The organism is Brenneria izadpanahii, from assembly GCF_017569925.1.
Taxonomy (GTDB): Bacteria; Pseudomonadota; Gammaproteobacteria; order Enterobacterales; family Enterobacteriaceae; genus Brenneria; species Brenneria izadpanahii.
On the sequence record NZ_CP050854.1, the window covers coordinates 971,919 to 995,743 of the forward strand.

A 23,825-nucleotide genomic window follows, 5' to 3' on the forward strand; every position below is an offset into this window, starting at 1 on the left:
GGCGGCGGGCCGCTCGGCTTTTTTGCGACGCGCCATCCCCGGCCGCCGCCCTAACGGGCAATCGCTGGATGCGACGGCAAAAACTCATCCCGGAAGTTTTTTGACCGGCGCGGTCATGGAGAACACATCGTTGGCCTGGATCAGCACGCTGGACATCTCCTCTACCGTGATGCGTTTATCCATCGCCTGATGGCGCAGGATTTCGTAGGCGCGTTCCTCGCTGATGCCGTGCATCCGCATCAATATCGCTTTAGCTTCGCTAACCTGACGGATCCCCAGCATCTTCTTTTCCAGCCGCTCAATACGTTCCATCATGCGCTGGCGCTGCTGCCGGTGGTGCAGCGCCACCACCATCGACGAGAGCAGGCCGGACGCGCGGATCGGGGTGGTGATGGTGGCGCCGGCCCCCATGCTCAACGCCTGATCGATGAACGTCGGGTTTTCGTAGGCAATGATCGAAATCAGGGCGTGGCGAGAGTGATCCAGCCAGGGGACATCCGGCTCCGGCTGGTCTGACTGCGGGGCGAAGAAAATAAGATCGGCATCGGCGGGGAGCTGCTCCGGTATCGGCCAGAATGCTTTGACTTTAAATCCCATGCGCCGCAGATGGCGGGTCAGCGTTTCGCCATCTTCATCATCGGGATGCAGGACTACGCAACGGATCCCTCGGCTGAGGAGCAAAGCGGTGGTGCTGTCGCGGGAGTCATTACGGCGCATTGGGATACTCCACTTTTGTCAGTTTGGTGACCCAGTCTCCCTGAACCTGATTGGTCATATAGGGATCGGGCGCCACGATGCGGCGGGATTCCCGCACGATGGTGAATTGCCCGGCGGCGTCGGCCTTGCCGATGCGCGGATAAAGCCCGGTATGCTGGTTCAGCGGATCGATCCTGATTCGGCCCTGCGGCGCATCGAATTCGCTGCCTCGCAGCGCGGCGGATAAGCAAGGGATGGCGTCGCTGCCGCATTCCCGCACGGCGTTGGCGAACAGATGAACCTGGCTGTAGGTGGCTTCCCAGTTCATATCGGTAGTCAGATCCGGGCCGAATATCTGATGAAATTTATCCAGAGCGGCAAGGTTGGCCCGGGTTTGCAGGCTCTGAAAATAGGGCGAGGAGGTGAAGTGCCCCGCCGCCAGTTCGGCGCCCATTATGGCGATTTCGGTTTCGGAGGTGTTCAGACTGCCGATGGGCATCCGTTCGGGATCGAGCCCAACCTCATGATAGGCGCGGTAAAGGTAGGGAACGGTCTGGCCGATGACCGTGCTGAAGATGAAGTCCGGCTGTTTTTTGCGGATCTCTTCCAGCACCGGCAGAAACGCCTCATACGGCGCATTGAGATCGAGATAGCGTTCGCCGATCACCGCGCCGTCGTCCCGCTGCAACAGCAGTTCCTGCATATTGCGGTTGCATTCGTAAGGGAAAACGTAACGGGAGCCGATCATATAGACCCTGGCGCCGAAATGGCTGGTGAGGTAATCCTCCAACTGGACGCAGTTCTGGTTGGGCGCCGCGCCGCCGTAAAAGATGTTTTCGGAGAATTCGAATCCTTCGTATAGCTGAGAGTAAAACAGCAGCCGCTGGTATTTCTCCACAATGGGTGACATGGCTTTGCGGCTGCTGGAAGTGTAGCCGCCGAAGATCACGTTGACATGATGTTCGACGATCAGTTGCTCCGCCAGGGCCCGAAAGCGCGCATTGTCGGAGTGCGGATCAAGATGAATGGCCTGCAGCGGGCGGCCGTTGATGCCGCCGTCCTGATTGATTTCTTCGATGGCCAGGGCGGCGCCGCGCAGCTGCGATTGCTCCTGCGCGGCGGTCACGCCGCTGGATGAGTAGAGTAAACCGATAGTGATTGGTGTGGCCGACCCCATATGGACTCGCTTCATGTTAGTGACAATGCTTACCCCGGCGCGCATGCGTCGCAATGCCGGGAATCATTAATGCGCCAGCAGCGTTTTGTTGAGCATCGCGCCGACGGTGTATTTCGGGTCTACCATATTTCCCAGCCTGACTTTTCCGCACTGGCTCAGCAGCATGTACGCATCCCACTGCTCGAAGCCAAAATCCTCCACCAGCCAGTAGATGAGATCCCGGTAGGCGATGCGGGTGGCGTCCTCCAGCGGTCGGGCGCTGCCGATGCTCATGATGGCGGTGTCGTTTTCCATGCGCGGCCAGTTGATGGACCAGTTTTTGATCAGATCCACCTTGATGGTGGTGACGGAAGGATATTCCACCGCCGTTCCGCAGATTTCGCCGTCGCCCTGACAGGCATGGGCATCGCCGATAAACAGCCGCCCGCCCGGCGAACGCACCGGCAGATAGGTGATGCTGCCGGGGCCGATATCGGGAACGTCCATGTTGCCGCCGTGGTTATCCGGCGTCAGCGAGTTGATGGAGTCGATTTCCGGCGATACGCTCAGGGTGCCGATATGGGGTTTGTAAGGCAGCGTGTGGCGCTTGCTCCAGTAAACTTTTTCGCTGTCCAGCTTGATCAGGCGTACCTTTTCCGGCAGCGGATCGTTGAGCAGCGCCGTCAGATCGGTGCCCGTCAGCCCGCCGAAATGCGGGATCATGGCGCAAATGCCGTGCGGATCGTCCCCCCGCGGCAGCATCGATTCAATGTACACCGCCAGTACGTCGCCTTTTTCCGCGCCATTGACCATGATCGGGCCGTTCTGCGGGTTGAGAAACGGCATTTTCAGCAACTGGCTGGGAATATCCTGTTCGGACTGAATCGCCCCTTCAAAGGCGTCGCGGGTATCGACAATCACCCGATCGCCGGGCTCGATGGTTAATACCGGGGTGGAGTAGGGGCCGATGGTGTAGTGAAACTCTTGCTGCATCTCTTCGGTCAGATGGTGGGTGATCGGCTGACGCCGCGCGCCAACCCCGCGTTGGGTCATGATGGAATCTTCCAGCCATTTCTTCATCGGGTATTCCTCCGCGAAAAACGTTACCGCGCCGTTTGTGCGGCGCAGGTCAAGGTCACAGCGCCAGGTGACGGCGCATCAACAAATCGTCGGACAGTTGCTGATGGTTCAGGATTTCGACCACCCGGCCCTTATCCATCACGCAGCAACGCTGGGCGGCGCGCTGGATCATGGCGATGTCCTGTTCGACCAGAATAACGGCGACCCGCAGCTCGCGGGCGATGCGCGTCAGCGTGTCGGCGATAATGGTTACGATGGAGGGCTGTACGCCTTCCGACGGCTCATCCAACAGCAGGACTTTCGGCGCGCCGACCAGCGCTCTGGCTATCGCCAGCTGTTGCTGTTCGCCGCCGCTCATGGTGCCCGCTTTTTGCTTCAGCCGCTGGCGCAGAATGGGAAAATAGTCCAGCACCCGTTCCAGCAGGTCGCCGGCGAATTCCCGGTGTTCGCGCACGAACTGCATTCCCACTTGCAAATTCTCCGCCACCGTCAGACCGGAGAACACCTCGCGCCCCTGCGGCACATAGCCGATGCCCAGGCGGGCGCGGCGCTGCGGCGTGGCATGGGTGATGTCCGTCTCGCCCAGCAGAATGTGGCCGCGGCTGACGGCAACCGTCCCTATCAACGAACGCATCAGCGTGGTTTTCCCCACGCCGTTGCGGCCGATCACCCCCAGCACTTCCGCGCTATATAACTGGAGCGAGGCGCCATTCAGCACCAGCCCGCCGCCATAGCCGCCGGTAATGTCATTGACCTGCATTAGTACGTCGTCGCTCATCAGGCTTTCCCCAAATAGATATCCGCTACGTCATCCTGGGCCAGCACCGTTTCGGCTTCGCCGTCGGCAAACACCCGGCCCCCGTGCAATACCGTCACCCTGGATGCAATCTGCCGGATGAAGGTCATGTCGTGTTCCACCACCATCAAGGTCAGGCCGTCCTGCCGCATTTGTTTGATTAGCTCGCCGGTCAGGTAGGTTTCTTCCACCGACAGCCCGGCGACCGGTTCATCCAGCATCAGCAGAACCGGTTGCAGCGAAACCGCCATCGCGATTTCAAGCCACTGTTTTTTCCCGTGCGACAGGTTGCCGGCCAACTGACGGTATTCCCCGGTCAGGTTGAAGCGGTGCAGCAGTTCATCAATGTTCGCCGGCTGGTGGCGAACTTCCGGCCGTAGATGGCGCAAAGAGAGTTGCAGATGCTGCTCGACGCTGAGATCGGGGAAAATGCCGGGGATCTGAAACTTGATGCTCATTCCCATGCGAATGCGCTGAAACGGCGATAGCGCATTGAGCCGCCGGCCGAAAAAGCGGATCTCGCCGCTGGTCGGCGTGTGCTCGCCGGTCAGCAGCTTGAAGAAGGTGCTTTTCCCCGCGCCGTTGGGACCGATGACGCAACGGATTTCCCCCTGACGGATTTGCATATCGACCTGATTGATAACCTGCGCGCCGCCAAAGCGTTTGCCCAGCCCCTGCGTTTCCAGAATGATGTCTTGCGTCATTGGGCGTCCTCCGCGTTGCGTTCGGACGACGTCAGCCGGCGCAGCCTGTCGCCCAGCCAGGGCAGAATGCCGTTGGGCGCGGCCAGCACGACAAACAACAGGATCGCCCCCAGCAGAATCATGGCGTATTCGCTGCCGTAAACCGCCAGCCACTGGGAGAGCCAGACCAGCAGGGCGGTAATAACGATGGTGCCGAAGATATTTTTACGTCCGGCGGTAGCGACCCAGATAACCGGCATGGCCGCGGCCGTCAGTCCCATGGATGAGGGCGTGATGTAGGAGCCCCACAGGGTGTAGAGCACGCCGGACAGCCCCGACAGCGCGCCGCCCAGCACGAACACCAGCAACTGATAGCGGCGGATATCGATTCCCAGCATTTCCGCCCGGCGCGGGTTTTCGCGGATGGAGGCCAGCGTCAGGCCGAAACCGGAGCGCAATAAACGCCGCACGCCCCAGTAGACCAGCGCCAGCAGTACGATAATCAGGTAGTAGAAGGCGTTGCCCTCCAGCGTCAGCAGTTCGCCGTCCGGGCCGGGCAGCGCGAGCGGCGGCATGCCGGACATGCCGTTAAAGCCGTTCAGCCGCGCGCTGCCGATAGTCCACTGCGGTCCGGCGGTCTGCGACATAAAGGTTTCCAGCACCAGCGTAAAAGAGAGGGTGACGATGCCGATGAAAATGCCGGTTACGCCGCCGTAAAACATCATATAACCCAGCGCCGCCGCGACGGCCGCCGCCAGCAACAGCGCCAGCAGCAGTCCCGACCAGGTGGACAGTACGCCGTCGCCGAAATTCAGCGTCAACACGCCGTAGGCGTAGCCGGCCAGCCCGAAAAAGGCGGTTTGACCGAAAGAGAGGATCCCGCCGTGGCCCCACATGGCGGCCAACCCGATGGCGCAGAACGTCCACAGCAGGAAGTAGGCGAAATCGCCGATCGTGCCGCTGTCGACGCCCAGCGGGAGTAACAGGGCGGCCAGCAGGATAAGGCCCGCCGCCCACGGCGCGATCCGGCGTTTCCGCGCCGGGCTGATGGATAAATTAATGGATGATGAGGTCACTGTCGGCTCCTAGCGATGACGGGTAAACAGGCTGCCAACCCCGTTCGGCAGCAGGCGGATGACCAGCATGGCGGTAAGCAGCAGACCGATTTGTCCGGCCAGTTGCCCGTACCAGGCGTTTAGTCCGGTCTGGATCGCCCCCAGCGTCATGGCGGCGGGAATGGTGCCGACCAGTACGTTGGCGCCGCCGACCACCACGGAAACAAAAGCCTGCACGATAAAGCTGCTGCCCATGGTGGGCACGGCGGTGAGCGTCGGCGCGTAGATGGCGCCGGCCAGCCCCGCCAGCCCGGCGCCCAGCGCGAATGTCTGGGTATAGAGACGGTCGGTTTCCAGCCCGAGACAGGCCGCCATGCGGGCATTCTGAATGGTGGACCTGGCGCAGACGCCGTAGTTGGTATGAAAGAACAGCCAGTACAGCAGCAACAGAATGGCGATGGCGAAAAGCGGCAACAGCGCTCGGTAGGTGGCGAAAGAGTAACCGCCTAGCGTGAAGGAGCCGAAAGGCGTGGACAGCCCTTCCAGCGACGGGCCGGCCAGCAGCAACATGCTTTGCTGCACGATCAGGCTGATCGCCCAGGTCGCCACCACCGAGTCGTACAGCCGGTGGTACAGATGACGCACCACCAGCCGTTCAATCACCCCGCCGGCGAACGCGGCGGCCAGTGAACCGGCCAGCATCGCCAACGGCAGCGGCAGACCGGACTTGTTCAGTGAGATCGTGACGTAGGCGCCGCACATGATGAATTCGCCGTGCGCCAGATTGATGACCCCCATCATGCCGAAGATCACCGCCAGCCCCAGCGCCGCGAGCACCAGATAGGCAAAGTTGTCGCCGAACTGATAAATCACCGAATAAAGAAAGGAGAGCATCTGCTGATAATCCTTGGTGCCCCGCGCGACACCGTAAGAAAGGGACAACACCAGGGAAGCGCCGTTTGGCCGACGCTTCCCTGACCGTAAACCGCCGGGTTATGGCTTGGGCGGATTAGACGGCGTGTACTGGCTGGTATCCGGCTTCACCGGCAGATTGCAGCCCGCCTCGCCCAGCCAGTATGGTTTGATGTCAGGCCAGACCTTGGGGATCTCGACGGAGTGATCTTCTTTGACGTGGGCCAGATAGATGGTATGGCTCAGGTGATGGCTTTTAGGATCGATGCAGACCTTGCCGGATGGGCCATCGGTACAGATATCCCCGCTTTCCAGCGCCTTGCGGACCGCCGTCTGATCGGTGCTGTTGGCGCGCTCAACCGCGAGTTTATATAGGTAAACGGCATCGTAGGCGTTGGCCGCTTCCTGATTGATGTAAGGCTCGTTGGGGAATTTGGCGCGGAAGCGCTGCTTAAAGTCGTTGCTGGCCGGCGTATCCACTTCCTCCATGTAATTCGCGGTAATGTACATGTCTTTCAGCGCGGGCGCCTTGAAGCGTTTATGCTCGTAGGCCTGAGCCACATTGACGGAACTGGCCATCGGCAGATTAAGTTTCGCCGCCGCCTGCTGCTCGTAATAGGAAGACTGATTGGTGCCCACCAGCAACGTCATAACGAAATCGGGCTTGGCCTGCTGGATATTCTGAATGGTTTGACCGAATTGGGAGACGCTGAGCGGGATAAACTCTTCGCCGACCATGGTGCCGCCGTTGGCTTCGACTATCTGGCGCACCCATTCCGCCGAGATCTGGCCGAAGTTATAGTCGGCGGCAATGGTGTAAACTTTCTTGCCGTATTTTTCCATCATCCAGGGGATGAGGGTGGAAAACTGCTGTTCGGGCACCGCGCCGGTAACGAAGACATTGGTATCGCATACGCCGCCTTCATACTGGTTGTTGTACCAATAGAGCTGTTTTTCCCGATCCATGATCGGCCGGATAGCTTCGCGCGACGCGCTGGAAAAGGCGCCGAAAATAACATCGACCTTATCGTTTCTGATTAAACGGCGGGCCATTTGCTGAAAACGGGTATTGTCGGACTGCGTATCATATTTTATTAATTCAACCGGGCGGCCAAGAATACCGCCTTTGGCATTGATCTCTTCGATCGCTAATTCGGTCGCATGAATTTTGGGAATAACGGGCAGAGCAAAATTACCGGAAGCGTCTTCCAGTAGGCCAATCTTTATCGGTTCGTCTGCTGCGGACGCCATACCTGAAAAGGTCACTGCAAGTGCGGAAGCGATCGCAAGTGTCAGAGCGGCGTAATTACCTTTTGTTCTGGACATAAATACCCCTGGCGTTGGTCTGGAAAGAAGCAAAAAAAAGAGCCCTGCATAGTCCGAAGACCTTGCATGGGCTCTATTGCCTTCACCACAAACCGACATCATTGGCGGCCTTGCGGAGAGTGAATGCCACTATAAAAAGCAAATCGAAGCGTTGTCAATGGTTAATTTTTCAATATAAATCATATAGTAAAAACATATGCCGGCGCACTATTATTGAACACAGTCGCACGAATTTTGTGCAGTTCGCCAGGTTGCGCCGGCAGTCCGCTAACGTCTGGTTATTTATAAAATATCCCTATGCTGTTATTTTCGCGGACGCCGTTAATCGCAATGAAGAAATAATAATTGTTAATAGAATGCACTGCATAAGGAATGAGAAAAAATTTCCGTCCGACGATAAATAACGATCAAACCGGCCGCCGTTTTATATTTTTATCCCCAGCAACCATTCGTGAAAATTACCGGCGAATATTTCGCCCAAGCAGGGGATCGTTGCCTTGTGGACCAATTGTTAAGAACTGTAAATCCCTGCAAATGGGTATTTATCTGATAGTGGCCGCCGGGAAATCCCCGTATATCTTCGCCTATCCGCCATAGCGGCAAGGGAGGAGTCACCCTATGTTTAAACCACTGTTAGTGAGTACGCTGTTAGTTGGAATGTTTGCCATGACGCCGGCGGCGGAAGCCAGCAGCGTTAGTATCGATCTGATGCCCGGCGTCACGTTGAATATCGGCGATCGCGATCGGCGTGGTTATTACTGGGACGGATATGACTGGCGCAGCGAGCGCTGGTGGCGTGAGCACCGGGGTTATCATCACGGCGAACGTAACCGGCATGGTTATTATTGGGATGGCTGGCGCTGGCGTGACGTCGGCTGGTGGCGCGAACACAACCGTGGCCCGCGTCATTTCGATCGCGGTCCGCGCGATTTTGATAGACATCATGCGCACCGCGATTCCCGGCGTGGACCGGGGCCGGGCTGGGACGACAGACGCGGTCCCGATCGGCACTAAGCGGATGTGAAAAACCGGGAGCCGGAAGGCTCCCGGTTTTGTTTCATGCCGTTTACCCGCCGTGTTGCAGATCGAGACGATAAACGGCGAATCCCGCCTGGTCCGTGCCGATGGCGCTCATCGGATACTGCGCTTTCTCTTTAATAAATGCCGCCGCTTTATCTGACGGCGAGGTTTCAAACCGTATATCCAGCGGCGTGTCGCTGGCGATTGGCGCCAGCCGCCAGTTATTGTCGGCCTGCGGCTTCACTTCCCCTGATTTTTGGGTTTCCGCGCTGATATAGGCGGCCAGTACCGCGCGGTTTTCATCCGGAGAGGCGAAGGCGATATGTTTTTCCCCGGTGCCGGCGAACTTCTCGCCATAGGCGCGATAGTTATTGGTGGCGATGAGGAAGACCGCATTGGGATCGATCGCTTTACCGTTGAAGGTCAGGTTTTTGATGCGGCGCGCGTTATCGTTGATTAAGGCGCACTCGCCGTCATAACGGGCCGGCTGAGTCACGTCGATCTGATAGCTCACGCCGTCGATGACATCGAAATTATAGGTGCGGAAACCGTCCCAGTTGAGCAGCTCCTGGGGTTTGTCGCTGCGAACGTCAATCTGATTGAACTGGCCCGCCGAGCACTCCAGCCATTCCCGCACCTCTTCCCCTTTCACTTTCACCACCACCAGCGTGTTGGGATACAGGTAAAGATCCGCCGCATTACGGAAGGTTAACCGGCCTTTTTCCACTTCGACGAAGCTGGCCGGATCGTTTTTGCGTCCACCGGCCTTAAAGGGCGCGGCGGCGGACAGCACCGGCAGATCGGCCAGGTCGGGATCGCCCTGAATAAAGTGTTCGACATAAGCGCGCTGGGCGTTGTTGACGATCTGCACCGTCGGATCGTCCTGGATCAGCGACAGATAGCTGTACATGTTATCGGCGGATTTGCCGATCGGCTTGCTGACGAAGTCACGTGTGTTGCGGTGCGCTTCGGACAGCACGCCGACCAGATTGGCGTCTTCCGCCGCCAGCGATTTTTTCTGCGCTTTATCATATATCGGCCTGGCTTCCGCTTTGGCCTTCTCAACCCGCCAAACGCCGCTGTCGTTATTCAGCGTGAAATCCACCACGCCAAGATGATCGCCCCACTGGCCGGGCATAACGGCAGGAATGCCATTGAGCGTACCCTGAGCGATATCGGCGCCTTTTATGGCGGCGAAATCCTGGCTGGGGAAGACGGCATGGGCGTGACCGAACATGATGGCGTCAATGCCCGGAATTTGGCTGAGGTAGTAGACGGAGTTTTCCGCCATGGCTTTGTAAGGCTCGGCGGAGAGGCCGGAGTGTGGGATCGCCACCACCAGATCGGCTCCTTGCCTGCGCATTTCCGGCACCCACTTTTTGGCGCTTTCGGTAATGTCTTCGACCGTAACTTTGCCCGACAGATTGGCTTTATCCCATACCAGTATTTGCGGCGGCACAAAACCAATGTAGCCGATGCGCAAAATATGGGCGTTGCCTTCGCGGTCGGTTACCGATTTATCTTCAATGCGATAGGGCGTAAACAACGGTTTGCCGGTTTTGGCGTCCAGCACGTTGGCGTTCACATAGGGGAATTTTGCGCCGGCCAGCGCCTTATGCAGGTAATCCAGACCGTAGTTGAACTCGTGGTTGCCAATGTTCCCCACGGAGTAATCCAGCGTATTGAGCGCCTGATAGACGGGATGAACTTCTCCCTCCTTTAAGCCCTTGGCCGCCATGTAATCCCCTAACGGGCTGCCCTGGATGATATCGCCGTTATCCACCAGCACGCTGTTCGCCGCTTGGGCGCGCGCCGCATGAATCAGGCTGGCGGTGCGCACCAGACCGAATTTATCGGTCGGCATATCTTTGTAGTAATCGAAATCCATCATATTGCTATGCAAATCGGTGGTTTCCATTACCCTTAAATCAACGGTGGCGGCGTGGACGGTGGCGGAAATAAGCGTGGCAAGCAGGCTTAATGCCAGCGAATGCTTCATTACATTGACTCCTTTGCAGCTGTTATTGGAGGTATATCTCATATAATGATGAATTTATGGTTAAGCATCACTGGGAAATGTGAAGATAATCATAAAATAACGCCCCTAATCGTAGTTTGTTTCACCGTTGTATAATGATAAGTATGGATCGTGTGTGGCGGCGGGGAGTTATCCGTTCCACGGCATAACCGATAACAATGAGGTAGAAAATGCTGGAACATATTTGCCAACTGGCCCGTGATGCAGGGGATGCCATCATGCAGGTATATGACGGGCATCAGCCAGTTGAGGTGGCGCATAAGAAAGACGATTCGCCGGTGACCGCTGCCGATCTGGCTGCGCATCGGGTGATTAAAACCGGCCTGGCGGCGGCATACCCGGATATTCCGCTGCTGTCGGAAGAAGATCCGCCGCAGTGGCCGGAGCGCCGGCATTGGCAACGTTACTGGCTGGTCGATCCGCTGGACGGCACGAAAGAGTTTCTCCAGCGCAATGGTGAATTCACGGTGAATATCGCGCTGATTGAAAACGGTCAGGCGGTGCTGGGCGTGGTTTATGTGCCGGTTACGGGGGTAATGTATTCCGCCGCAGAGGGCAAAGCGTGGAAAGAAGATAAAGAGGGCCGCCGGCAGATTAGCGTTCGGGATGCGCGCCCGCCTCTGGTGGTGGTGAGCCGTTCCCATGTGGATAAAGAGCTGAAAGATTATCTTGCCCAATTGGGGGAACACCAAACGGTCGCTATCGGCTCGTCGCTGAAATTTTGCCTGGTGGCGGAAGGGAAGGCGCAGCTTTACCCCCGTTTCGGACCAACCAATGTGTGGGATACGGCCGCCGGACATGCGGTTGCCGTGGCTGCCGGCGCACAGATTCATGACTGGCAGGGTAAACCGTTGTCGTATGCGCCGCGTGAATCGTTCCTGAACCCCGGTTTCCGCGTATCGCTGTTCTGATCCGTTCCCGTTTTTCCCTCCAGCGATCGCTATGCGGCAGGAAACGCCTGCCGCGATTATCTCGCCGTTTTTTTCATCCGCGTGCTTTTTCGCCAGGCGTCGAGCAAGGGGCGATCGCTGTCGTCGTTTTGTCATGTACGTTCAGTAGATTAGCCAGCGGTCGGAAACGAGGCGGAAAAATCCGCCTGGTTTGGAGAGACCGGTCTGCCCTGCAATCCGTTGGCGCAGAAATCATGAATACTGCTTTTTTTGAATATTTACACTAATTGTGGGTGAAATATTTGAATACCGCTCTGTAAAAGTGTGTAAAAGCAGTTAATGATACTGTTCAGCGCGGAACTAAATGTCGTTTAATAGAACTAAATCAGTGTCCATTATTTCATTAGCGCTCTGAATCCTTTGCCTTGTTGGTCAGAGGAAGCGCGTAAAACAAGAAAATGGGAGGAGAGTACAACGATGAGGATCTTCGAACGCTACAATCCTATGAAGGTCGCCAAGTATGTAAAAACCCTGTTCCGTGGACGAATTTACATTAAAGGTATTGGCGCTTTTGAATTCGATTACGGCAAAATTTTGTTGCCAAAGACGCAAGACAAACAGCATTTGCTGGTGATGTCTGAAGTGAACCGTCAGGTCATCCGATTACAGGCCGAGATGGGGTGAGGGTAAACCCGCCGCGATCGATAAGGATCGCTCGCCTGTAACGATAACGGCCCATTAAGGGCCGTTTAGTTTTTTACGAACAAATAAAGTTTTAGCCCGCTTATCCCTGCGCTGGGCCTGTTTGTGGTTCACATAATGCGGGGTTGATGGCGGGTTTTGCCGCTACTCGGCGTAAGAAATTATACAGCGTTGAACTTGGCCGCCGGGCGCGAGCTGTGATATCGCCGATCTATGATATCGCATAGAAAGGCGGTATTGCGGCGCATAAAACTGTCTCCGAGTCAGCATAAATAACCGTGACTAAGAGACGGCCGGCAAGGGAGAGAGGTTGGGCGGGGATAAACCGCCGACAGGCTACTTTTTCTCTTCCGTTTTCGCTTCGCCGGAGGCGGCGGGTTTATCCTCCAGCCGGGTGACCAGCAGTTGGTCGATTTTATAGCTATCAATATCCACGACTTCAAATTTGAAACCAGAGAAGCGGACAAAATCGGTGCGTTTCGGGATCTTGCGCAGGGTGTACATCATAAATCCGCCGATGGTTTCATAATTACCCGCATGAGGGAAATCATCGATGCACAGCGCGCGCATCACATCTTCTATCGGCGTTCCCCTTCGATCAGCCAGGAGTTTTCATCACGGGCGACGATCTGTTCCTCCATCCCCTGACCGACGAGATCGCCCATCAACGTGGTCATGACGTCGTTAAGGGTAATAATGCCGACCACCAGCGCATATTCGTTCAGAATAACGGCAAAATCTTCTCCCGCCGTTTTAAAACTCTCCAATGCCTCGGACAGAGTCAGCGTATCCGGGACGATCAGCGCGGGACGAATTTGCACGCCGCTATGCAGTTCAAGGCTTTGGTTGCCCAGCACGCGGTTAAGCAAATCTTTTGAGTCCACATAGCCGACAACCTGATCGATATGGCCATTGCAGACCAGGAATTTGGAGTGCGGCTGCTGGGCGATTTTCTCTTTGATCTGCGCTTCTTCTTCATGCAAATCGAAAAACACCACGCTTTCGCGCGGCGTCATGGAGGAAGGCACCGTGCGCGACTCCAGTTCAAACACGTTTTCTATCAGTTCGTGTTCCTGCTTGCGCAGCACGCCCGCCAAGGCGCCGGCTTCGACTACCGCGTAAATATCATCGGAGGTGATGTCATCCTTACGCACCATCGGCAGCTTAAGCAGCCGGAAAATAACGTTTGCCAGGCCGTTGAACAACCATACCAACGGGCGGAAGATAAACAGGCAGAAGCGCATAGGATTGATAATGCGGATAGCAACGGCCTCTGGGGCAATCATGCCAATGCGTTTCGGGGTGAGATCGCCAAATAGAATAAACAGGCTGGTGACGAGCACGAACGAACAAACAAAGCTGACTTTGTCGGCCGATTCCGGCGACATGAATTGTTCAAATAGCAGAGTGAAGGTGGGTGAAAAGGCGGCATCGCCGATAATACCGGCCAGAATGGCGACCGCATTGATGCCGATTTGAATGACGGTAAAGAAAATGCCGGGGGTTTCCTGAAATTTCAATACCATATCGGCGTTGAGATTTCCCTCGTCGGCCAGCTGTTTGAGTTTTATTTTACGGGACGCGGCCAGCGAGATTTCGGACAGCGCAAAAAATGCACTAAGGGCAATGAGAAGAATAATAAGTAATAGACTGTTTAACATAATGTTTTCGCTTTGACCCGGAAGCGGGAAAGGCAATCCTCAGAAAGGCAAAATATCTTAAATAACGCACTGGAAGCCGTTAACGGGGCTGGGAACCAGCCCAAATCTTTACGATACCCGTCATATTTCATATTGAAGTCTATTGGGTATCCGGCGGGGATTATAACAGGAGTGGTGAATTTACTGCCATATCTCAATGCTGAGGGGGCAGACAAATGCCGATACCGCCTAGTCCGCAGTAACCTTCCGGGTTTTTATACAGATACTGCTGGTGCTCGTCTTCCGCATAATAGAAAGGGCCGGCGGCAACGATTTCCGTGCTGATGGTCCGGGTATCGCCGTTGTCTTTCATCGCCTGTTGAAAACGCTGATAACTCTCCTTGGCTTCCTTTTCCTGCTCCGGCGTAAGCGTATAAATCGCGGAGCGGTATTGGGTGCCGATATCGCCCCCCTGGCGCATTCCTTGTGCTGGATCGTGGTTTTCCCAGAAAAGTTGCAACAGCTGGCTATAAGCGATCTCTTTGGGATCGAACACCACGCGCACCGCTTCGGCATGGTCGGTTTTCCCGCTGCAAACTTCGCGATAGGTGGGGTTGGGCGTATAGCCGCCGGTATAGCCCGCGGCAGTGCTGTAGACGCCGGGTTGCTGCCAAAAAAGACGCTCTACCCCCCAAAAACATCCCATCGCAAAGAGCGCGACTTCCATATGGTCGGGCACATGGGTCATGGAGTGACCATTAACGGCATGCAGTCTGGCGACCGGCATCGGCGTGATGCGTCCGGGCAAGGCCTCTGATTGTTTAATTCGCTGCGTTTTATCGACGTTACCTATCACTTTTTGTGCCCTCAGCGTTACAAATCAACGTTATGTCTTCTGAAGCATAACCGAGAAGTTTTACTCTGTCTTTATAACCTATATATGTTTAATGTTAAGATTATGTTCACTTGTAACGCTGCATTTTAGAATTTACCGATTAAAATCTATAGCTAAAGGAAAATATTAATATTTCCTGCTAACGTTGCGGGCAAATGGCGTTTACCGACATAACGCAATATTAAACGATATACTTGATGTAATAGAACACGGTTATCAGGGAGCTAAGTGATTATTTCCACTGGACAAAAAAACTGCCATTCGGGTTTCTGTATGCCACATCGCCGTATTTGGGGTTTATTGTGCGTACTACTCTTTCCCTCCGCCAGTTTCGCCGCCAATGTACGTTTGCAAGTCGTTGGATTGGATGGCGCGCTGCAAAAGAATGTGCGGGCGCGTTTATCCACGATCGCCGCCGATGAAGTTAATGCCGATGGCCGTTTCCGGTCGCGCGTAGATGATGCGATTCGTCAGGGGTTGCGCGCCCTGGGATATTATGATCCGCAAATTGCGTTTGAATTTCGTCCCGCGGTCAATGGCGGACGTCCGGTCCTGATCGCCACCGTAACGCCCGGCGAACCGGTAAAAATAGCCGACGTGAACATTGCCCTGCGGGGCGGCGCTCATGACGACAAAGATTATCAGCAGCTGGTGAAGGATGATGCGCCCAAGGTAGGCTCCGTGCTTAATCACGGCGATTACGACAGCTTCAAAAACTCTCTGAATAGTTTGTCGTTGCGTAAGGGGTATTTCGATGCCCGCTTTCTGCAGAGTCAGTTAGGCGTTATACAGGAAGAGCGGCAAGCCTTTTGGGATATCGATTTTGACAGCGGCGAGCGTTACCGTTTCGGCGAAATTAAATTCCAGGGATCGCAAATCCGTGAGGATTACTTGCGCAATCTGGTGCCGTTTCACGCCGGCGATGCCTACAGCAGCGAAAATCTGGGGGAATTCAACCGTCGTTTATCGGCCACGGGCTGGTTTAATTCGGTGGTGGTCTCGCCTGATTTCAGCCACTCGAAGGAAACTAAAACCCTGCCGCTGGATGCGGTCGTCACTCCCCGCACCCGTAACCGTATAGAGACCGGGGTCGGGTATGCGACCGACGTGGGGCCGCGCTTCAAAACCACTTGGAACAAGCCCTGGATCAATTCCTACGGGCATAGTCTGGAGAGCAGCCTCAGCGTATCCGCCCCTGAACAGTCCCTCGATCTAAGTTATAAAATTCCGTTGCTGAAGAACCCGTTGGAGCAGTATTACCTGCTGCAAGGCGGTTTCAAACGTGAAGATCTTAACGATACGCAGTCCGACTCGACCACGCTGAACGTAGCGCGTTACTGGGACTTATCCAGCGGTTGGCAGCGGGCGGTTAATCTGCGTTGGAGTCTCGATCACTTTACGCAGGGCAGCGTGACGGACACCACTATGTTGATCTATCCCGGCGTAAGCATTAACCGTACCCGTCAGCGGGGCGGGCTGATGCCGGTGTGGGGAGACAGCCAACGTTACTCTATTGATGTTTCCGATACCCTATGGGGATCGGATATCGACTTTGTCGTTTTGCAGGCGCAAAACGTCTGGATCAGAACGCTGGCGGAGAAGCACCGTTTTGTCGCGCGCGGCAATCTGGGGTGGATCGAAACCAACAGCTTTTCGCGTGTTCCGCCGTCCCTGCGTTTCTTCGCCGGCGGCGATCGCAGCATTCGCGGCTATAAATACAAATCCATATCGCCGCGTGACAGCGAAGGTAAATTGACCGGGGCGTCTAAGCTGGCCACCGGGTCGCTGGAGTATCAATACAACGTGTCGGGAAAATGGTGGGGGGCGGTGTTCGTGGATTCCGGCGAGGCCGTCAACGATATCAAGCAGAATGATTTTAAAACCGGCGCGGGCGTCGGCGTTCGCTGGGCGTCCCCTATTGGTCCGGTGAAGTTTGACCTGGCGACGCCGATTGGCGACCCGGAGAAACACGGCGTGCAGTTCTATATCGCTTTGGGGCCTGAATTATGAGTGTGATGAATAAAATGGGCCTGATGAAAAAAATTGGCATTGGTTTTCTCGCTTTCCTGTTGTTATTGCTTATAGCGCTGGTGTTGCTGGTGGGGACGACGCCGGGTTTGCATCTGTTGCTGAATGGCGCCGCGCGCTTTGTGCCTGGGCTGGAAATCGCCGAGGTCAACGGCGGCTGGCGCGACCTGACCTTGAAGAACATGCGTTATCAAATGCCGGGCGTTACGGTTAAGGCGGAGGTGTTTCATTTGTCGCTGGCGCCGGGCTGTCTGTTGAGAAGCCAGCTATGCGTCAACGATTTGTCGGCGCAGAATGTCGACGTGGCCGTGGATACCAAATCGTTGCCCGCCTCGGAGGAAACCCCGGCGCCCAGCGAACCGCTGACCGAATTATCCGCGCCGTTTCCCATCGCCTTACGTCAGTTGGTGTTGAATAACGTCCATGTCACCGTAGACGATACGGCCATATCACTGGGCGAGTTCCGCACCGGTATGGAGTGGAAAGAGCGGATGCTGACGCTGCTGCCCACCAAAATCGGCGCGCTGTTGGTGGCGTTGCCGAAAACGCCGGTCGATGTGCTTGAGGATGGCAAAGTGACGGCGGCGGAAGTGGCGGCGGCCGTCAAAGAAACCGCCGCCGACGTTCGCGCGTCGGTGGAAAACGGAACGACGCAGACGATTGAAATCAATAAGACGTTGCCCGGCGCGCAAACGCAGCCTGGCGAGACGGCCACGGCCGCCGCCGATAAAAACAACGCGGCGCAGAAAACCGCCCCCGCAGGCGACGCCACCCCCGCTCAACCGGAGCAGCCGCTCGGCGAGCGCTTGGCCGAGCTATTCTCCAAGCCTTTATTGCCCGATTTGCCGCAATTTACCCTGCCGCTGGATCTCAACATCGCGGAAATTCATGGTGAACAACTGCGGCTGACGGGCGATCAGGACATCCTGATCTCCGATCTGCGGATCCAGGCATCAACCCGTGAACAGCGCCTGAGTCTGGATAAGTTTATCGTGCAGTCGCCGCAGGGCGGGCTGAACGTGAGCGGGAATGCAACGCTCAGCGATAGCTGGCCGGTCTCCTTCACCGCCAACGGCGTACTGAACGTCGATCCGCTGAAGGGGGAAAAACTCAAACTCACCGTTGGTGGCGGACTACGTGAACAACTGAATGTCGCGCTCAACCTGTCCGGCCCGCAGCGGGCGCAGCTCAATCTGCAAACCGAACTGGCGCAGGCAGGGTTGCCGCTGGGGCTTACGCTGCAAACCGATCGGGTGCGCTGGCCGTTAACCGGAGAGGCGCAATACCAGGCGAACGACCTGCAATTGCAGTTGAACGGCAAAGCCACGGATTACACCCTCTCGCTACGCAGCGATGTGCGCGGAACCGATTTGCCGCCCGCCTCGCTGGCGCTGGACGGGAACGGTAATGTACAGCAGTTTAATCTGACGCGTCTGCGTCTGTCCGCCCTGGAGGGGCATGCCGATCTGAGCGCCGTGGTGGACTGGAGCAAGGCCATTAGCTGGCGCAGCGAACTGGTTTTGAGCGGCATCAATACGGCGAAACAGTGGCCGGAGTGGCCGGCGAAAATTGACGGCAAGGTGACCACGCGCGGCAGTCTGTATGGCGGCAACTGGCAGCTACAGGTGCCGGAGCTGCGTCTGGATGGCAATGTGAAGCAGAACAAGCTGTCCGCCAGAGGCGAACTGCGGGGAAACGCCGCCGGCCAGTGGCAAATTCCGGGGCTTAATCTGGCGCTGGGCGTCAACCAGCTTAACGTTAAGGGCGAACTGAGCGATAAGTGGCAGTTGGATGCCGATATCAATGCGCCGTCGCTCACCGGCACGCTGCCCGGTCTGGCCGGACGCGCCGTCGGTACGCTGAAACTGCGCGGCAACCTGCGTGAACCGCAGATATTGGCGGATATCACCGCATCCGGTCTGCGCTGGCAGGAGATGACCATCAGCCGCATCAAAGTGGATGGCGACGTACGATCCGAGCAACAGATTCAGGGTAAGCTGGCGGTGCGTCTGGAGCAACTGCATCAGGAAGGTCTGGATATCGGTTTGCTGACGTTGAATGCCGACGGCAATGAAAAACAGCATCAGCTGCGCCTGAATATGGAAGGCAAGCCGGTATCGGGGCAGTTGGCGCTGTCCGGCAGCTTCGACCGCCAGACCCAGCGCTGGCGGGGGACGCTGAACAATACCCGGTTTGATACGCCGGTCGGCGAATGGCGTTTAACGCAGTCGATGGCGCTGGATTATCAGAATCTCCAGCAGAAAATCAGTATCGGTACGCATTGCTGGCGTAACCCTAATGCCGAGCTTTGCGTGCCAAGAACCATTGAAGCCGGGCCGAGCGGTCAAGCGAGTATCAGATTAAACCGTTTCGATTTAGCCATGCTCAAGCCTTTCCTGGGGGAAGATACCGTCTTGGCGGGAAGTTTCACCGGGGGGGCCGATGTAAGCTGGCAGCCTGGGCAGAGTCTGCCGCAGGCGAAAGTGACGTTGGTGGGCAACGGCGTGAATGTTCGTCAGCAGGTGCAGGGCAAAACGCTGCCCGTTGCATTTGAGACGCTGACGCTGAATGCCGGGATCGATCGCGGCCGCGCGCAGCTTGGCTGGCTGATAGCCATTCGTGATAACGGCCGCTTCAGCGGCGATGTGCAGATTACCGATCCGCAGGGGAGACGTAATCTTGGCGGAACCATCGCCATCAATAACATCTCTCTGGCTTTGCTTACCCCGGTGTTGCAACAAGGGGAAAAAGCCACGGGCATGTTGAACGCCAATTTGCGTCTGGCGGGGAATGCGGCGCGCCCGCAGGTATTCGGTCAGGTGGCGTTGGATCAGTTTGACCTGGACGGCAGTTGGATGCCGATTGATTTGACCAATGGCCAGTTGGCGGTGAATTTCAACGGCATGTCTTCAACGTTGCAGGGTTTTCTGAAAACGGACAACGGGCAGTTAAATCTGAGCGGGAATGCCGATTGGGCGCAACCGGAGGCATGGCGGGCCAGTATTGCAGCCAAAGGGGATAAAATTCGGGTAACCGTTCCGCCGATGGCGCGTCTGGACGTCTCGCCGGACATTGTGTTTGAGGCGACGCCGCAGTTGTTCGCGTTGAATGGTTCGGTCAATATTCCCTGGGCGCGTATTGTGGTCAATGAACTGCCGGAGAGCGCGGTGGGCGTTTCGTCCGATGAAGTGATGCTGGATGCGAATCGTCAGCCGCTGCGGGAAGCCTCGACTTCCATCCCCATCAACAGCAATCTGACCATCCGCATCGGCGATGATGTCCGGCTGGATGCCTACGGACTGCGGGCCCGTTTGCAGGGCGACCTAAAAATGATACAGGATGAACGCGGGCTGGGGATCAACGGACAGGTCAATATCCCTTCCGGCCGCTTCAAGGCCTACGGACAGGATCTTATTGTGCAAAAAGGCGTGATTCTGTTTTCTGGTCCGCCGGATCAGCCGGTACTCAATATTGAGGCCGTGCGTAATCCCGATAATACGGCTGATGACGTGACTGCCGGCGTGCGCGTCACCGGCATGGCCAGCGCGCCCAAGCTGGAGGTGTTCTCCGATCCGACCATGTCGCAGCAAGAAGCGCTGTCATATCTGCTCAGAGGCGAGGGGCTCGACAGCAGCGGCGCCGATAGTTCGGCAATGACTTCGATGCTTATTGGTTTAGGGGTTGCACAAAGTGGTCAAGTTGTGGGTAAAATCGGCGAGGCTTTTGGGGTGAGTAATTTAGCTCTGGATACACAGGGCGCTGGCGATAGTTCTCAAGTGGTCGTCAGCGGTTACGTTCTTCCCGGCCTGCAAGTCAAATATGGCGTTGGCATATTTGATTCTTTGGCAACGTTAACGCTGCGTTACCGTTTGATGCCAAAGTTATACTTGGAAGCGGTGTCTGGTCTCGATCAGGCATTAGATGTGCTCTATCAGTTTGAGTTCTAGCGATGCGAATTATTGTCTACGGCAGTTTACGACGCAAACAGGGAAACAGTCACTGGATGACCAATGCTCAATGGTTGGGGGATTGCCAACTCGCTGGATACGAGTTGTATAACCTCGGCCATTATCCGGCGGTGGTGCCTGGTGATGGGAAGATTTATGGCGAAGTGTATCGTATCAGTTCGTCGATACTGGCGGAGCTGGATGCATTGAAACGAGATGGTCACGAATACCGACGTGAACTGATCGGCACCCCATTGGGGAACGCCTGGATCTATTTATATAAACATTCGGTCGCGGGCTTGCCGCGCATCCCCAGCGGGGATTGGCTGCAGCGTGAAGAAGAAGAGCCATAAACAATTTTCGGAAGAATTTTTTCAACGCCGCTTGCGGCGTTTAGTTTGCAAACAATCCTTCATGGTCTAACCCCGCCCGTTCGCTTAATGGATTAACTCCTCCCCCAGACAAGAGGGAGGTTGGGCGGGGTTATAGCGGCAAACTGTCAGCCAACCTTATTTCTTCTTGGCGCGTTCGAAAGAGGCGACGATCTCCGCTTTAGCGGCTTCGGCGTTATCCCAACCTTCTACTTTTACCCACTTGCCTTTTTCCAGATCTTTGTAATGTTCAAAGAAATGGCCGATCTGCGCACGCAGTAATTCCGGCAAATCGTTGACGTCTTTGATGTGATCGTACTCTTTTGTCAGCTTGCTATGCGGCACGGCGACCAATTTGGCGTCTTCGCCCGCTTCGTCGGTCATTTTCAGTACGCCGACCGGGCGGCAGCGAATAACCGCGCCGGGCTGCAGCGGATAAGGCGTCGGCACCAGCACGTCAACCGGATCGCCGTCCAGCGACAGCGTATGGTTGATGTAGCCATAGTTGCATGGGTAGAACATGGCGGTAGACATGAAGCGGTCGACGAACAGCTCGCCGGAGTCCTTATCAATTTCATATTTGATCGGATCGGCGTTAGCGGGGATTTCAATAATTACATAGATATCTTCCGGAAGATCTTTACCTGCCGGGACATTGTTCAAACTCATGTCGTTTTCCTTCTCTTCAAACATGAAATGGAGTGGCGGTCATTATAGCCAAAACAGGCTTAATGTCCCCGACTTTTAGCGCTTTCTGCTCGCCCCTGATTCTCCTTGCGCGGTATGTCATTACTTATGTAATAACGTAACAAACTTATTAATTCGTTCTTAAGTTACGAAACCGGAGCCGGGTTAAAGATGTGGCAAAAGGCCGCCGATAAGATGTGCCTCGCGCAAATGGCGTTAATCAGTTGTTGTTTTTATGGGATCGAGTTTTATAAATTCAGGAGGGAACGATGTTGAAAAATATCACCATTAAGGTGAATTTGATTGTGTTGCTGAGCGTGATGGTATTGCTCTTGACATTGGTTAGCGTTATTGGCGTCAGCTCTATTAGTCAGGGAACCAAATCACTGACGACGATTGACAAAATACAGGGAAAAGAGGTTAGCGCGTTGGCGAGCAGCTACGCCGCGTCATTACGCGCGCGGACCGCAGCCGCGCTGGGCGCACAGCAGTTGAGAAGCGGAGAACTGCTGCTGGCCAAGGAATCAATCGCGCGGGCGCAGAACTATGCCGAGGTTTCCCATAAGGAGATGGAGCGGTTTTTGGCATACGGCACCGTTACGGCGCACGGCGCGAAGCTGGCCGCGGATATCAAAAATAGCTACGAAATTTATGTCAACAGCGGCATCCATCCTATGCTCGACGCCCTGAAGCGCGGCGACGTGACCGGTTATGAAACGCTGTTGCAGCATGTCGTTCCTTCTCTCAGCGCCGAAATGGATAAGGCCAACAATGCCTTTCGCGATTTCGCGCTGGAAGTCGGGCAGGATATGCTCGACCAGGCGGAAAGTTTTGCTTTTAGCCGTCTGATCACCATCGGTTGCTCCCTTGCGCTTGCCCTTGTGGTGGTGCTGATCGCCTGGCTGGCATTGAAGAATCTGGTATTGAGTCCTTTGAATAAAGCGATATCTCAGCTGGAATTTATCGCTCTTGGCGATCTAACGCATCAGATTGAAGAGGGCGGCAAAAATGAAATCGGCCGCCTGATGCAGTCGATGAAAAGCATGCAGCATTCGCTCTCTCTGGCCGTGGGACGGGTGCGTGATGCCGGCGGGCAGATTGATATCGGCACCGGCGAGTTGTCGATGGGAAACACGCATTTGGCGGCGCGCACCGAAGAATCCGCCGCGTCGATCGAACAGACGGCGGCCAGCATGGAGCAGTTGAATGCGACCGTGAAGCTGAATGCCGAGAACGCCGAACAGGCTTATAGCCTGGCGCAGAATGTGGCGGATATTTCCGATCGGGGCAGCGACGCGGTGGAGCAGATGGGTGAGAAGATGAAGCTGATCTCCCAAAGCTCGGAACGCGTCGCCGATATTCTGACGGTCATCGACGGTATTGCCTTCCAGACCAATATCCTGGCGCTGAATGCGGCGGTGGAAGCCGCGCGGGCGGGCGAGCAGGGCAGAGGATTCGCGGTGGTGGCCGGCGAGGTGAGAAATCTGGCGCAGCGCAGCGCCCAGTCAGCCAAGGAAATTAAAGCGCTGATGCTGGATTCTCAGCTGCGCGTCACGGAAGGCGCTCAAATGGCGAAGACGGCCGGCGATATCATGAACGAGGTATCCGAGGCCGTAGCGCATATGACGACCCTGATGCGAGAGATATCCAGCGCGTCGCGCGAACAGAGTCACGGTATTGAGCAGGTGAATGTCGCGGTGTCGCAGATGGATGAAGCGGCGCAGCAGAATGCGTCGCTGGTGGAGGAGTCGGCGGCGGCGACGCGTTCGCTGGAAGAACAGGCGCGGCAGTTGGCGGAGAGCATGGCCGTATTCCGACTACCGCGTCAGGAGTTAGTGGGGATCGGCCGGTATTGAGCCTGACCGGATAGCGTTGTACGCCGGCCATCTCCGCCGCGGTGGGA

The 23,825-nt window shown here is 56.1% G+C and carries 18 protein-coding genes and 1 pseudogene; 7 read left to right on the top strand and 12 right to left on the bottom strand.

Translation table 11 applies throughout. From position 1 onward, the window contains the following. Nucleotides 1–84: 84 nt before the first annotated feature. The 8 genes from HC231_RS04300 to HC231_RS04335 form a co-directional block, all read right to left on the bottom strand. A complete protein-coding gene (locus HC231_RS04300; RefSeq protein ID WP_208229880.1) occupies nucleotides 85–717 on the bottom strand; it encodes an ANTAR domain-containing response regulator in 633 nt (210 codons plus the stop codon). Further along, nucleotides 707–1,873, bottom strand: coding sequence for a transporter substrate-binding domain-containing protein (locus HC231_RS04305; protein ID WP_208229881.1), 1,167 nt, complete (start codon nucleotides 1,871–1,873; stop codon nucleotides 707–709). Before HC231_RS04305 ends, HC231_RS04300 begins: the two co-directional genes overlap by 11 nt. A 66-nt stretch (nucleotides 1,874–1,939) precedes the next feature. Then, nucleotides 1,940–2,932, bottom strand: a complete 993-nt coding sequence (locus HC231_RS04310) for an acetamidase/formamidase family protein (RefSeq protein ID WP_208229882.1) — start codon at nucleotides 2,930–2,932, stop codon at nucleotides 1,940–1,942. Between the two features lie 55 nt (nucleotides 2,933–2,987). Then, nucleotides 2,988–3,710 (bottom strand): ABC transporter ATP-binding protein, encoded by a 723-nt coding sequence (locus HC231_RS04315; RefSeq protein WP_208229883.1) that lies wholly within the window; start codon nucleotides 3,708–3,710, stop codon nucleotides 2,988–2,990. Next, nucleotides 3,710–4,432, bottom strand: coding sequence for an ABC transporter ATP-binding protein (locus HC231_RS04320; protein WP_208229884.1), 723 nt, complete (start codon nucleotides 4,430–4,432; stop codon nucleotides 3,710–3,712). Before HC231_RS04320 ends, HC231_RS04315 begins: the two co-directional genes overlap by 1 nt. Next, nucleotides 4,429–5,487 (bottom strand): branched-chain amino acid ABC transporter permease, encoded by a 1,059-nt coding sequence (locus HC231_RS04325; RefSeq protein WP_208229885.1) that lies wholly within the window; start codon nucleotides 5,485–5,487, stop codon nucleotides 4,429–4,431. The genes HC231_RS04320 and HC231_RS04325 overlap by 4 nt, the downstream gene beginning before the upstream one ends. A gap of 9 nt (nucleotides 5,488–5,496) precedes the next feature. After that, nucleotides 5,497–6,360 (bottom strand): ABC transporter permease subunit, encoded by an 864-nt coding sequence (locus HC231_RS04330; RefSeq protein ID WP_208231217.1) that lies wholly within the window; start codon nucleotides 6,358–6,360, stop codon nucleotides 5,497–5,499. A 99-nt stretch (nucleotides 6,361–6,459) separates the two neighbouring features. Continuing rightward, on the bottom strand, nucleotides 6,460–7,629 hold the full coding sequence (locus HC231_RS04335) for an urea ABC transporter substrate-binding protein (RefSeq protein WP_208231218.1): 1,170 nt from the start codon (nucleotides 7,627–7,629) through the stop codon (nucleotides 6,460–6,462). A 693-nt stretch (nucleotides 7,630–8,322) separates the two neighbouring features. Here HC231_RS04335 and HC231_RS04340 point away from each other — a divergent pair. Continuing rightward, on the top strand, nucleotides 8,323–8,718 hold the full coding sequence (locus HC231_RS04340) for a DUF2502 domain-containing protein (RefSeq protein WP_208229886.1): 396 nt from the start codon (nucleotides 8,323–8,325) through the stop codon (nucleotides 8,716–8,718). Nucleotides 8,719–8,770: 52 nt separating this feature from the next. On the opposite strand, the gene HC231_RS04345 is transcribed toward HC231_RS04340, so the two are convergent. Beyond that, nucleotides 8,771–10,723, bottom strand: a complete 1,953-nt coding sequence (locus tag HC231_RS04345; protein ID WP_208229887.1) for a bifunctional 2',3'-cyclic-nucleotide 2'-phosphodiesterase/3'-nucleotidase — start codon at nucleotides 10,721–10,723, stop codon at nucleotides 8,771–8,773. Nucleotides 10,724–10,932: 209 nt separating this feature from the next. On the opposite strand from HC231_RS04345, the gene cysQ reads away from it, so the two are divergent. Together cysQ and HC231_RS04355 are read left to right on the top strand one after the other, a co-directional pair. Beyond that, entirely contained in the window at nucleotides 10,933–11,673 is a 741-nt protein-coding gene (gene cysQ / locus HC231_RS04350; protein WP_208229888.1) for a 3'(2'),5'-bisphosphate nucleotidase CysQ, read from the top strand. Between the two features lie 456 nt (nucleotides 11,674–12,129). Then, on the top strand, nucleotides 12,130–12,336 hold the full coding sequence (locus HC231_RS04355; protein ID WP_208229889.1) for a DUF1107 domain-containing protein: 207 nt from the start codon (nucleotides 12,130–12,132) through the stop codon (nucleotides 12,334–12,336). Nucleotides 12,337–12,690: 354 nt separating this feature from the next. Here the strand turns inward: HC231_RS04355 and paeA are convergent. Continuing rightward, a pseudogene (gene paeA / locus HC231_RS04360) lies at nucleotides 12,691–14,015 on the bottom strand (polyamine export protein PaeA). Between the two features lie 193 nt (nucleotides 14,016–14,208). After that, nucleotides 14,209–14,847, bottom strand: a complete 639-nt coding sequence (gene msrA / locus HC231_RS04365) for a peptide-methionine (S)-S-oxide reductase MsrA (protein ID WP_208231219.1) — start codon at nucleotides 14,845–14,847, stop codon at nucleotides 14,209–14,211. Between the two features lie 315 nt (nucleotides 14,848–15,162). Between msrA and tamA the strand changes: the two genes are divergently transcribed. The 3 genes from tamA to HC231_RS04380 are packed head-to-tail and all read left to right on the top strand — an operon-like array spanning nucleotide 15,163 to nucleotide 21,217. Continuing rightward, nucleotides 15,163–16,899, top strand: a complete 1,737-nt coding sequence (gene tamA / locus HC231_RS04370; protein WP_208229890.1) for an autotransporter assembly complex protein TamA — start codon at nucleotides 15,163–15,165, stop codon at nucleotides 16,897–16,899. Nucleotides 16,900–16,913: 14 nt separating this feature from the next. After that, nucleotides 16,914–20,864, top strand: coding sequence for an autotransporter assembly complex protein TamB (gene tamB, locus HC231_RS04375; RefSeq protein ID WP_208231220.1), 3,951 nt, complete (start codon nucleotides 16,914–16,916; stop codon nucleotides 20,862–20,864). A gap of 2 nt (nucleotides 20,865–20,866) precedes the next feature. Next, nucleotides 20,867–21,217, top strand: coding sequence for a gamma-glutamylcyclotransferase family protein (locus tag HC231_RS04380; RefSeq protein ID WP_208229891.1), 351 nt, complete (start codon nucleotides 20,867–20,869; stop codon nucleotides 21,215–21,217). A 156-nt stretch (nucleotides 21,218–21,373) separates the two neighbouring features. Here HC231_RS04380 and ppa read toward each other — a convergent pair whose 3' ends face one another. After that, nucleotides 21,374–21,904 carry an inorganic diphosphatase gene (gene ppa, locus HC231_RS04385; protein ID WP_208229892.1) on the bottom strand — a complete coding sequence of 177 codons (531 nt, stop codon included), beginning with the start codon at nucleotides 21,902–21,904 and terminating at the stop codon, nucleotides 21,374–21,376. Between the two features lie 287 nt (nucleotides 21,905–22,191). Here ppa and HC231_RS04390 point away from each other — a divergent pair, with 287 nt between their 5' ends. Then, nucleotides 22,192–23,778, top strand: a complete 1,587-nt coding sequence (locus tag HC231_RS04390; RefSeq protein WP_208229893.1) for a methyl-accepting chemotaxis protein — start codon at nucleotides 22,192–22,194, stop codon at nucleotides 23,776–23,778. Nucleotides 23,779–23,825 lie beyond the last annotated feature (47 nt).